Source organism: Bradyrhizobium cedriense (assembly GCF_054602315.1).
Genome location: NZ_JBTSWB010000018.1, coordinates 1 through 11,699 on the forward strand (window position 1 = coordinate 1; position 11,699 = coordinate 11,699).

General features: G+C 57.2%; 6 protein-coding genes and 5 pseudogenes. 6 read left to right on the top strand and 5 right to left on the bottom strand.

The genetic code is table 11. The features are described from left to right. Positions 1–541: 541 nt before the first annotated feature. The 3 genes and pseudogenes from ACYCVF_RS36615 to ACYCVF_RS36625 form a co-directional block, all read left to right on the top strand. Positions 542–854, top strand: a pseudogene (locus ACYCVF_RS36615) (IS630 family transposase); the annotation flags it as partial. Continuing rightward, the gene (locus tag ACYCVF_RS36620) at positions 775–1,011 is read left to right on the top strand and encodes a hypothetical protein (RefSeq protein WP_459612959.1); all 237 of its coding nucleotides are present in this window, start codon (positions 775–777) and stop codon (positions 1,009–1,011) included. The pseudogene ACYCVF_RS36615 and the gene ACYCVF_RS36620, both read left to right, overlap by 80 nt. Positions 1,012–1,085: 74 nt before the next feature. Next, a pseudogene (locus ACYCVF_RS36625) lies at positions 1,086–2,191 on the top strand (IS3 family transposase). Between the two features lie 207 nt (positions 2,192–2,398). On the opposite strand, the gene ACYCVF_RS36630 reads toward ACYCVF_RS36625, so the two are convergent. The 3 genes and pseudogenes from ACYCVF_RS36630 to ACYCVF_RS36640 all read right to left on the bottom strand — a co-directional run. Beyond that, positions 2,399–3,712, bottom strand: a complete 1,314-nt coding sequence (locus ACYCVF_RS36630) for an LLM class flavin-dependent oxidoreductase (RefSeq protein ID WP_459607641.1) — start codon at positions 3,710–3,712, stop codon at positions 2,399–2,401. A 375-nt stretch (positions 3,713–4,087) separates the two neighbouring features. Next, complete coding sequence (locus ACYCVF_RS36635; protein WP_459607639.1) at positions 4,088–4,240, bottom strand: hypothetical protein; 153 nt, start codon at positions 4,238–4,240, stop codon at positions 4,088–4,090. Positions 4,241–4,354: 114 nt separating this feature from the next. Next, positions 4,355–5,008 (bottom strand): annotated as a pseudogene (locus ACYCVF_RS36640) (transposase); the annotation flags it as partial. Between the two features lie 229 nt (positions 5,009–5,237). Between ACYCVF_RS36640 and ACYCVF_RS36645 the strand changes: the two are divergent. Further along, on the top strand, positions 5,238–5,990 hold the full coding sequence (locus ACYCVF_RS36645) for an enoyl-CoA hydratase/isomerase family protein (RefSeq protein WP_459607637.1): 753 nt from the start codon (positions 5,238–5,240) through the stop codon (positions 5,988–5,990). Between the two features lie 61 nt (positions 5,991–6,051). Here the strand turns inward: ACYCVF_RS36645 and ACYCVF_RS36650 are convergent, their stop codons facing one another. After that, positions 6,052–6,456 (bottom strand): helix-turn-helix domain-containing protein, encoded by a 405-nt coding sequence (locus ACYCVF_RS36650; RefSeq protein ID WP_459607635.1) that lies wholly within the window; start codon positions 6,454–6,456, stop codon positions 6,052–6,054. A 107-nt stretch (positions 6,457–6,563) separates the two neighbouring features. Here ACYCVF_RS36650 and ACYCVF_RS36655 point away from each other — a divergent pair. After that, positions 6,564–6,710, top strand: a pseudogene (locus ACYCVF_RS36655) (IS110 family transposase); the annotation flags it as partial. Positions 6,711–6,713: 3 nt separating this feature from the next. On the opposite strand, the pseudogene ACYCVF_RS36660 reads toward ACYCVF_RS36655, so the two are convergent. Beyond that, positions 6,714–7,273 (bottom strand): annotated as a pseudogene (locus tag ACYCVF_RS36660) (transposase); the annotation flags it as partial. A 1,590-nt stretch (positions 7,274–8,863) separates the two neighbouring features. Between ACYCVF_RS36660 and ACYCVF_RS36665 the strand changes: the two are divergent. Next, the gene (locus tag ACYCVF_RS36665; protein ID WP_459607633.1) at positions 8,864–10,243 is read left to right on the top strand and encodes an aminotransferase; all 1,380 of its coding nucleotides are present in this window, start codon (positions 8,864–8,866) and stop codon (positions 10,241–10,243) included. Positions 10,244–11,699 lie beyond the last annotated feature (1,456 nt).

Genomic DNA, 11,699 nt, shown 5'->3' on the forward strand with positions numbered 1-11,699 from the left:
CCGCGACAATCAGAGCCAACAAACCTCTTGCGCGCGACAATCATCGCGGCAATCATCACCTCGCCGCGACACCGACTCGCCATCCTGATTGTCGCGCGCTTCCCACCCAGATTGTCGCGCTATAGGCGGCACATGGCATGAGTGGATTTGACCTAGAGAAGGCACGTACAGTGCTCAGTGTGCCCGAGGATTTTGCGGTCGAGATCGGGATCGCAGTAGGGCGCAAGGGCGACGGCGCACACCTGCCGCGTAGCCTCTTGGAGCGCGAACGGCCGAGCGGTCGTTCACCGGTCGGTGACTTTGCCGCACACGGCTTGTTTTCCGGGCGATTGAGGAGGTGACGGATGGGCCGCATCTCTCTGTCAGGCGACGTCGGGATGTAACCCGTGGCCATCACTTTTCATGTCGCCCGATAGGATCTCTAAAGTGAAACTCATAGGGCGGCGCCATCGGCGTCCTCGATCGGTTAGACTAGACTAGTCATCTGGAACGCAAGTTCGTCACGTTATATGATGGCTCAAAACTCTAGAGGAGAGCGCTTGTGGCGAACGCAGGTGCGCGAGGCCGGCCGATCGTGCGGTTAGATCTGAGTCCGCGCGAACGAGCGTATTTGGAGAGGCACGTTCGTCGTCATCTTGTTGCCAGGTCGCTATCTGAGCGGTGCCGCGCGATCCTGCGGTGTGCGGATGGCTGCCAAGCAAGTCAATGGCTACCGCACTCGGCATTCGTGAACACGCTGTTGGCAAGTGGCGCCGCCACTTAAGGATCTCTGTGATGACTTTCCTGACGAGGCCCGGCCTGGCCGACCTCGCAGCATCAGCGACGATCAAGTTGCCGCCACGATCGAGCGAACGCCTGTCATTCGGCCTGCAATATTGCCCCCCCGTAAAATTTGCAAGCCGATTGACAAACGCCTGCATACGACGCCAGCTGAACGCATTGGTCGAATCGCTCATGGCTGCTTTCCCCCACCAGGATCCGCCCAATGTGCCGGCGTTCGGCTTACAGTGATCCGAGGCCGGTAAACTGGACCATTTTTGGCTACAGTTTTCGATGCCGGATCCCCTCGGCCGGAGCGGAAGACGATGAAGGCCTCGAAATTTTCGGACGCCCAGAAGGCGTTCATTCTGAAGCGAGGCCATGACTGGGCTGCGGTGGCGGACATCTGCCGCAAGGCCGGGACCAACCAGGCGACCTACAATTGGAAGAAGAAGTATCACAAACTGCTGCTTACCAAGATGCGGCGACCAAAGCAGCTCGAGGACGAGAACGCGAACCTGAAGAGACTCGTGGCCAATCTGTCGCTCGACAAGAAGATACTGCAGGACGTGCTCCGCTGAAAGCTATGAATCCTGGCCGAGCGCAAGCTGGTCGAAGACTTTGGCGAGTGGCAGGTATAAATCCGTAAGGCGTGCGCGGCCCTCAAGTTTGACAGGTCGACCTACCATTACAAGTTTCGTCGCTCCCGCAAGGCGGCCCTCGAAGATCGATCAGGGAGATCTGCCGTGTTCGCGTTCGCTACGGCTATCGCCGCGTCCACGTTCTGTTGCGTCGCGAGGATGGCGTCATAGACAGAACAAGACGCGACACATCTATCGCGAATTGGGCTTGCAATTGCCAACAAGTCGCCGAAGCGCCGAGTCAAGGCCAAGCTGCGCGAGGACCGGAAGCCGGCGACCCGATCGAACGAGACCTGGGCGATGGAATTCGTCCACGATCAGCTCGCGACGGGGCACGAGCTTCACGTGCTCACGCTTGTCGATATCTTCTCCCGCTTCTCGCCCGCGCTGGAGCCACGGTTCTCCTTCCGCAGCAGCGATGTCGTGGAGATACTGGAACGAGTCTGCAATGAAGCGGGATTCCTGGCGACGAACCGTGTCGATCAGGGCACCGAGTTCGTGTCACGGGATCTCGACGTCTGGGCCTATCAGCGCGGCGTCACGCTGGACTTCTGTAGGCCTGGAAAGCCAACCGACAATGCTTTCATTGAAGCCGTCAACGGCCCCTTCCGGGTCGAATGCCTCAACGTCCACTGGTTCCTGTCCCCTGCGGAAGCCAAGAAAAACGTGGAGGATTGGCGCAGATACTACAATGAAAGAACGGCCTTATGGGGCGATTCGGCAATCGACCGCCGATTTTGCTGCAAAACCACGTCGGCGCAACGAGCCGGCCAACGCGACCAGAGGTGTAAAACTCTAATTCTGGTCGGTCTAAAGTTCGGTTTCGCTTCCCAACTCCGGGACTCTAGTGGCTACTGGATGAAAACTCAGTGGCAGGTCAGACCTGTTCAATCTCAAAAATTAACTTGCAAGCTTCCGACTGTCGAGCCCCCGAAAGCTTGCAAATCTCAAACCCGCCGCGCCGGAACCCGACTCCCACTTAACCGTTAGGCACTTTCTCACGTACGACTACTTACACCTACCTGTGCGAACCGATTGAGTGGCCGCTTGAGACCAAGGTTCTCTCTCAGGGTTTGTCCAGAGTATTTGGATCTGAATTTGCCTCGTCGACGCAATTCGGGAACGACGAGCTCAATAAAATCCTTGAGTTCGCCGGGAAGGGCTGCGGGCAATACGTTGAATCCGTCAGCAGCACGTTGATCAAATGTGTCCACCATGGCGTTGGCAATTTCGTCCGGTGTTCCAACAACCAAAAAGTGGCCTTGGCTGTCCAACATAAAACTGATCAATTGTCTCCAGGTAAACTTCTGGCGCACAGCCAGGTCAAGGAACAACTTCTGACGACTCTGGACGAGATTGGTCTGCGGCAAGGCCTCGGGGACCAAAGAGTCGAGATCGATTGAACGCAGGTCAGTGTCCAGATAGCGCTCGGCCAATCCAATTTGCACGTCGACGTGCGTATACGATCGTAGTCTTTGAAGCTTATCAGACGCCTCTTGCCTGGTCCTGCCAACGATTGGGACAATGCCCAGCATGACTAGTACCTGATTGTCCTCTCGGCCAAGTGCGCGCGCTTTCTCTTTGAGAGTTGCATAGTATCGTTTACCGTACTCTAAAGAAGGGGCGGCGTTGAATACGACCTCAGCGAATTCTGCAGCGAACCCTATTCCGACATCGGACGCGCCAGCTTGAACTAACACCGGATAGCCTTGCGGTGGCCTTGCGATATTTAGCGGGCCTCTGACTGAGAAGTGCTTTCCTCGGTGGTTAAGCAAATGCAGCTTCGTGGTGTCAGCGAAAATACCACTTCTCTTGTCGCGAATGAAAGCGTCGTCCTCCCATGTATTCCAAAGGCCTTCGACGACTTCCACGAATTCTCTCGCTCGAGCATAGCGCGTGTCATGATCAGGAAGTTCCTTTTCGCCGAAATTTGGCGCTTCGGACTTAACTGCTGAGGTGACAATGTTCCAGCCTATTCGTCCGCGCGATAGGTGGTCAAGTGAGGCGAACATGCGCGCAAGATGATAGGGTTGGTTGTACGTTGTTGTCACTGTCGCGATAAGGCCGATGTCTTTTGTCCTCTGTGAGAGCGCCGACAATAGAGTGATTGGCTCGAACCCATCATTTCTGCTCACACGCGCTATGTGATCTCGTTCTGATACGCTTGGACTGTCGGCGCGAAAGATGAAGTGAAATGCCGCACCTTCGGCGAGTGTCGCGATATTGGCATAAAAGTCGATATCGACTCCGCCATTCGCTGGCACGTTCGGATTGCGCCATGCGCCTTCGTGACATCCCACGTTGTAGAACATCACTCCGAGCTTCATTTCATCATTGCACCGCATACCGCACCTCTCCTTGACTTGAACTACCCTCTCGTATTGCCGTCCAGCTGGTGGAACAGACGCCCCCGAGTCCAGCGTTTAGGTGCCTCTGACCAAAGCCTTTCAATCATCGTTAAACCTAGCCCTGTGTCGGCGTTTCGACCCCTGAAACCATTCGTTGCCAGGTATCGTCATTTGATGCCGTAGCCGACCGCAACAGATTGCATGCCGCACCTCATAGATGACGTGGAAAAGGCCGACGGCCATGAGTGATGGTTGACATACTTCTGTTAGCTAGATCAATTGCTAGAGTTGGTAGTTGACCGTGGCGCACAATTATTGCCACATAGCCTCACCCAGGCTTTATGGGTAAGACCTGATAATCACAAGATGTTCGATCATTGGTGGACCCACCGTCCGTTCGGTCTTGAGCGAAGGGAATAAGCTCACCATCGCCGCAATATCCCAGACATTCTCGGAGCGGCTCATGCCGGAGACGATGCCGTGGTCGACCATCGTTATCGCCGATTTTTGGTGACAGCCTGATTGGTCAGGCGGCGGCGGCTGTTGGCTGAAGAGTAACGAGCTGGCGACCTCGAGCCCGTCGTTGAATTTCACACAAAGAATGAGTTATGACAACTGAGAGTGGCTGTCGAAGCGTCGCCAACTTTTCTGTGCAGCGTCGACGAGCTGAAGACCATGACGAGCGCGGTACGGTTCGACAGGCAGCCTCTCGATCTGATCGTCCGATGACGCACCGTGCCGAACGTACTTTCGATGGGGGTTGCTGGTGGGCAAATGCTTTCAATGCTCGGCCGGAAAGCCATAGAAAGCCAGCAGCGCATCGCGATCCGTATTCCAGTACTCTGCCACCTTATCGTATTTCATCTGGTGGTTCTCGATCAAGGCGTCGAACGCAGCCTCGGCGTCAGCTTTCCTTGGCTGTTGGCTCTTCGGGACCTTGGCGAGCACGTTCGCGGTCTTTGTGGACCCGCCAGCGCTGCGCGCGCGTGTTGGCCAGACTTCACCGGCAGCCTTCCAGAAGCCGAGCGCGCGCCGGCGATCGCCAATTTCGGGGGCAGGGCGAGCCCACGCCGTTTCAGATCAGGCAGCAGCTCGCGGCAATCTTGCGCATGTTCGCGCGCGCCAGCGGTGAAGCAGACAAGCTCTTTGCGCGATTTCGGCGTCGCGCCGATCAGAACCAGAACGCATTGCTTCTCGTCTTCGAGCCGGGCCATCTGCCCAGACGTACACATAGCGTTTCGCCAACAGATCGCGCTTCTGCTACATACACCGGTGGGAATCGGGAGAACCTCCCCCTTTTCACGTCATCTAGCGGCAAAGCATACCGTACACTATCTGCTGCGTCAGCAATCAGAGATTCTCCTCCTAGATGTTCATCGTTTTGCCAGATTCTCTAAATAGCTGTATCTATACTCATGCTCGAATTCCGAGTGTTGAGATAGCGCGAGCACCGCGACCGCGCAGACCCGAGCGACTGATTGGAGACACCATGGCCATTCTCGAAACCGAAGCTCTAGGCGCGGTTCTGGTCGCGCAGTTCAATCACTCCAACGCTCTTAACCCGATGAGTCTAGAACTCGAGAACGCCATTCGCTCCATCTGCCGAGAGACAGAGGATAATCCTGCGATACGCGCTTTAGTATTGACAGGAGGAAATGAGCGATCTTTTTGCGCGGGTGGTGATTTTAACGAGGTCGCCCCGATTACGGAGCGCGCGGCGGTAGAGGCGGCGATTGACAGATGGATTGACTTCTATTGTACGATACTCAATGTGACGAAGCCGACTATTGCCGCAGTCGGCGGATACGCAATAGGAGTTGGCTTTCAGGTCGCGCTATCCTGCGATTGGCGCCTCGGATCGCCGGCAACCAAGCTGATTATGTGGGAATTGAAACACGGGATCGCGTGTACGATTGGCAGCTATATGCTCGAGAGTTTCGTTGGTCGAGGGGGAATGGCTGATCTGATTTATGGCTGTCATGCTGCTCCAGTTTCGTGGGCGGCGAACCACAGATTGCTTCATGAGGTGGTTGAATCGAGCGCTCTTGTGGAGCGGGCTATTGCGCGAGCGCAGATTCTTAGTGAATTTCCGGAAGTCACCTTTCGACGAACGAAGGAGACGGTGAACCGACGGTTCATCACTGGTTTGCGCAACATCGGGCCGGAGGCAAAGGAAGCACACGTTGCTGGCGTCGCGAGCAGCGCCGCCCAACAACACTTTAAACGCGTGCTAAAGCAGTAGAAGCTGCGGGATGGTCGTAACGCATCTTAGTGCCATTCAAGCACCGAGGCTGGCCGTGGCTCTAGCGCTTAGCATTCGACTTCGATAGTTTTGCGACCAACGAAACAATATCCGCTCGAGCATCCTCATCCTTGATTCTTGTGAAAGCCGTGACAAGGGCAAGGACTTGCTTTGCCAACTTACCCTTTTGCGCACTCATCATTGCAGAAACGTCGGAGAATGGCGGCGCCGGTCGCAGTGATTTGCTTTCATCGACATCGAAGAAATGTGATATGGGCGTGTTCAGTGCCCGAGCAATTTCGTAAAGCCGACTGGCCGGGACTCTACTCGTCCCATTCTCATGTTTCTGCAGCTGCTGAAAAACTATATCCAATCGGCTAGCGAGTTCCTTCTGACTGAGGCCGATTCGCTTTCGCTGGCTTCGGATGCGTTCGCCAATCTTCGCGTCAAGATCATGGTATGTCACGGTTAGGTCCGGGTTTCGCTCTCTACATAACAACAGTCATTGTCATAACATTTCAAAATGGTCGGTTCAACTGAGCTTCTGTTGCGTGATGCCGGGATGAGAAGGGGCCGGACACGAGCATGTTCCGCTCTGGGAATTCTACCGGAAGGATCGGCTCGGCGGGATTATAGGGCGATTCCTATCTCAGGTACTTACTTGTCATCGGAGCACGTGACGTCGTTCGGTATCCAAAGGCACGCTCCCGGGTCGGAGGCGACTGAATCGAAGCGGGCGTTCTGCGTGGGCTTGCCCGGCGCGATGTAGTGCCCTGCGAAGGGGCTTTGGTCGGCCCAGGTCAGGATGGCATTGCTGGTGGACTCGCTGCCGCTGTCGCTGACCACCATCTTCGGCTTGCCGCGCTCAGTCACGAGCCGCTCCAGTTTCCGCGTCACCCGAGTGCCCGAGAGTGAGGTGTCAGCCACCAGCCGATAGTCGATGGCTTTACACGCCCGCCGTTCGCTCATCCCGTGGGCATCCATGAGATGCGCGACAGCTTCCCGCTTGGCCGCAGGCATGACCACTTCTTTCCCAAAAGGTCCTTCAGCGCCGCGTCGTCCAGCATGGCGTCGGCCAGCAGCCGCTTCGGCCGCGTATTCTCGTCCTCAAGCGTCTTCAGCCGCTTGGCTCCGAGACCTCCATCCCGCCAAACTTGGCTTTCCATTTATTTGTATTGGCGTCGCTGACGCTGTCGTTCCGGCACCGATCGCCAACCGAGACGCCAGCCTCATGCTTTCAAAATGCCGATGGCCTGCTCCTCCGAAAAGCGGCTGCGCTTCACGCTCCGGTCCTTGGGCCAGAGGCACCTTCAACCTGAATTGAGCTTGGGTGGCAAGGTCAAAAGGCTCGCTCGATCAGAGTAAGGCGGGGGAGTTGGGCGGCCAGGGAAGGACAATCTCCGCCAGTGGCCCCGCGAGGTAAAGCCTCGCACCCGCTCCCCTTCTGCTCGCGACCCGCGCTCGCGATGAAGACCAGACGACGGCAATCGAGGTTGACCCGCCAAGATTACGGGCGGCGCCGGCACTGAGCCGGTACCAACCTCTTTTGTTGCCGAGACGCAACCTCAACCTCAGCCTCTTTGCCAAATTAAAGCATGTTTCAGAAAAGTCGCGGACGCGTGCCGTGTACGCGACATCCGCCACGAATCGACAACTTTTGTAGCATTCGATCTCGGGGTACGTATACGCCCATTATCTAGTAAACGCATATGCAAGCTAATCTCATCAGGTTTAAAAACCTGCTCCTGCTGTTCTATTGTAGAGATGCGTTAAGCCCTCCGTTACTTTGTCTTGCGCGGCGATAGGCTTTTAGCGAGGCGGAACAAGACCTGCTCGTCGCGTCTGCTGCTCCAGCGCGATCCCAGAGCAACACCCTGCCTCACGGTCAACTACCAACGCTCGTAATTGATCTGGATGTGGACGCATGCCAACGATTAGGCCTAGGACCGGTCGGCCATAAGGAACTAGCAATGCAACATCCGCCGGGATCTGTTCTTGCCAATGGCTCTAATCGATACGCTGACTCGCTTCCTGCAGAAATGCTACGCGCTCACGTTGGCTCAGACAGTGAGCTCCTATTGCTCATGGCAGCGGATGATGCGCTTTCCGGAGCAACCAAGGAGCGCAGGCTTGAAGGTTTTTGGAGATTTGGCCCGTCAACCTTATGCAAGCTATGGCGATGCCAGGGAATGATCATGTAACTCGTCGACCTAGTCGAGCGGGTGGTGGATTGAACAACACTGCCTGTGCTGTTGACGGTTATAGCTGCTTCGGGAGTTTCAACAATGCGTAGTCTGCTAGCACGCAAACTCTGTCAGTGGGGCGCCACCTATTTGTTGCATGCTCTCTCAAACATCGACGAAACCTGCGAGGATCTGCCGGAAGTTATTTGGATCGGCGGCGCAAAGCGCTCTCATGTTGGAACAGCGGATGGTCTTTTTCAAATCGCCGGTCATCGCCGCAGCGACGAGAGCAGGCGATCACCGCCGAGATCCCTCGCTTCCGTGAGCCGATGTTGATCGACGTACCGGCACGAGGCCTTCGCCATTCGTGGATTTTCAGGCGCGGTCGCTTCCGTCAGATATTAGGACATCGACAGCAAATGGTGACACAGGCCAACGACACTCACGATCGGTTCGTCCCTATGTCGCAACCGAGAACGGCTGGCGCCAGCAGCGTTTCGCTGCGCGTTCTCGATTACGGCATCGTCGTGGTGAACCGGAGTGAGGATCTCCGGCGCGCCCAATTCCATTGGGTGCGCCAAGCAGTCCGTCCTCTGGCGCGAAGACTTCCGCCACTGAATGGAGAGCTTTACCGATCTCGAAATATCTACTCCACACTTTCGGAGACGCAGCGCGGGAAAGGAACCAGCAATGTCTGAAAGCTCGAACGAACTTACGGCTTGGGACCGGGACCACTTCTTCCATCCCGGGACGCATATTGGCGCCCATGCGCGCGGTGAGACTCCGACGCGCGTGATCGTCAGCGGCGAAGGCGTCTACATCACCGACACCTCCGGGAAGACCAGCCTTGATGCCTTTGCGGGTCTTTATTGTGTGAATGTGGGTTACGGACGCCAGAAGATCACGGAGGCGATCGCAGAACAGGCAAAGAAGCTTGCCTACTACCACGCCTATGGAGGCCACGGCACGGAAGCCGCGATCGCGCTGTCTAAGATGGTCATCGAGCGCGCTCCGAATGGCATGAGCCGCGTCTATTTCGGCCTGTCTGGCTCCGACGCCAACGAAACGAATATAAAGCTGGTATGGTATTACAACAACGTGCTGGCCCGGCCGGAGAAGAAGAAGATTATCTCACGCTGGCGCGGCTATCATGGCTCAAGCATCATGACCGGTTCACTGACAGGGCTCGAACTTTACCACAGTGGGTTCGACCTGCCTCGTGCGCCGATCCTGCACACTGAGGCGCCCTACTATTTCCGCCGCGCCGACCGCTCCTTGAGTGAGGAGCAGTTCGCCCAGGCCTGCGCCAATAAACTCGAGCAACTGATCTTGGACGAGGGACCCGATACGGTCGCAGCCTTCATCGGTGAGCCGATCCTCGGCACTGGCGGCATCGTTCCGCCGCCTGCCGGCTACTGGGATAAAATCCAAGTCGTGCTAAAGAAATACGACGTACTGCTCGTTGCGGACGAAGTCGTCACTGGCTTCGGTCGTCTTGGGACGATGTTTGGTTCTGACCACTACGGCATCAAGGCGGACCTGATCACGATCGCCAAAGGTCTCACCTCGGCCTATGCGCCGCTGTCGGGCGTCATCGTATCCGACAAGGTTTGGCAGGTGCTCCTCAAGGGCTCCGACAAAGTCGGCACCCTTGGCCACGGCTGGACCTATTCCGCACACCCGATCTGCGCGGCTGCTGGCATCGCTAATCTGAAGCTGGTTGAAGAGATGGACCTGGTCGCTAATGCCGGCAACACCGGCGCTTATTTCCGCGCAGAGTTGGCCCGGGCACTCGACGGCCACAGAAACGTCGGCGAAGTGCGCGGCGACGGACTGATGGCGGCCGTGGAATTCGTAAAGGACAGGGATGATCGCGTTTTCTTCGACGCATCGCAGAAGATCGCCGCGCGGGTTGCCGCCGCGCTGCTCGAGCGCGGCGTAATCGGCCGTGCCCTGCCGCAGGGCGACATCCTCGGTTTCGCGCCGCCGCTCTGCCTAACAAGGGACGAAGCGGATATCGTAATCCACAAGACGACGGATGCCATCAATGCCGTGTTTGCCAAGACATAGCAGATCGACGGCGCGCCTTTGGACGACGTGTGTAGCGGTCAACAGTGGTATAAATTAAGCCGAAACGTTCCTCTCGGCCGCTCGACCGCCGCGGTTACGCACCGCCCCGCTGTGGCGCGCCTATCGGCCACGCCACAGCGCGTGAGATCCGGTTGCCAAGGGAACGCCAAAGAAGGACGGCACCACCTCGAACTTGAGGTCGACTACTCGGTCGTCGCGGTCGCAGCGTTCTTCCAGACTGTTTGCCATGAGAGGGTCTAAGACTGCAAGAGAGCGAGGGGCGAATTGAGCGCCCCGACGTCGCCGGACCTCGTCAGATGCTGTCGCTTCGCTACAGTGTGACTGACGACAAGGCGGCCGCTTTGCCGACATCGATCAGCTAGCCATCGATTCAGGCGAGGTTTGCGGGTTCTACAAGCCACGGGAAAGCCGACCGAGCAGCAAGGCTTGCTAGTCGCAGTCCAGGCAGATGGACCGGGGGCTTGGCAGCGCGAGTGCCTTGGGGATCTGGTGTCATTCAACGGCGCAACGTCCGGGCTACGGCTTTCGAAGAAGGTGAACCGCACAATCCCGCACGCACGTCGCGCCCTCTTGGGATTACAGGAGCAGTCAATGAATATTGCGAACGCTTCAGACGCTAACGCATCGATTAACTGGCAGGACGTCTTGGATTGGACGGAAGGGCTCCCTGAGGGTCTGGCACATTGGGAAGATCAGCGAGGTCAATCGGATATGGAGGGCAGCTATCGGAGAGCTCTGTGCATCTACGAGCGTTGGCGGCCTCAAGCGGTGACTCGCGGAATATGATCTCAGCGTCAGTGTCTAGCATTCAGCTCTCGACCGAGCCCGCGTAGAAGTCGAGGGCCGGCATTGCGCGGAGTACGCTGCCCCGCGCGCCAAGGTCAGCTCGTTGGCTAGCAGGCAGCTGAATGAAGAGTAACTCCTCGAAGCACTCTCTGCCTCTTGGGCCATGCGGAGCGAAAGCTGGCCGCTCACTCTTGGTCGGGAGGCGGATGCCGGGGCCGCCTGCCCCGTTTAGCTGCCGCGATTCTGGCAGCCTAGATGCCGCCCTAGCGACGGAGGTGTGGCGCTGGAGGCCCTTACCGGTGGGCGTTGCAAGTTGGGCGGCATACGAGGCCGCGGAGGCAATGAAATCAGTGTCGGCGGTTCTATGGCGAGCGCTTTCTTACACGCCAGCATTAGAAGTCTGATTTGCCTACTGTGCTGATCCGCCGGGCCCGCTCAGTCTACGGGCAGCACTTTCGCCGCTATTTTTGAGTGTAAGCGTGGTGCCGCGGCCCTTCAGATTGTTTGTGCGTAGATTTGGGTGTCAGTTTGTGAAGATCGAGCGCGAGGCTTCGCCGGCGCCGGCTCCGGTTGCCGCTCTCGAGCGCATCGCCCAGCTCTACGCGGTCGAGAAAGCCCTCCCCGGCCGATCTGATGCCGAGCGCCGCTC

What these genes read in the sequence shown, in the direction of transcription:
- ACYCVF_RS36635 (WP_459607639.1), bottom strand. Translation starts at nt 4,240, where the DNA reads ATGGTCGACCACGGCATCGTCTCCGGCATGAGCCGCTCCGAGAATGTC.
- ACYCVF_RS36665 (WP_459607633.1), top strand. Translation starts at nt 8,864, where the DNA reads ATGTCTGAAAGCTCGAACGAACTTACGGCTTGGGACCGGGACCACTTC.
- ACYCVF_RS36630 (WP_459607641.1), bottom strand. Translation starts at nt 3,712, where the DNA reads ATGTTCTACAACGTGGGATGTCACGAAGGCGCATGGCGCAATCCGAAC.
- ACYCVF_RS36620 (WP_459612959.1), top strand. Translation starts at nt 775, where the DNA reads ATGACTTTCCTGACGAGGCCCGGCCTGGCCGACCTCGCAGCATCAGCG.
- ACYCVF_RS36645 (WP_459607637.1), top strand. Translation starts at nt 5,238, where the DNA reads ATGGCCATTCTCGAAACCGAAGCTCTAGGCGCGGTTCTGGTCGCGCAG.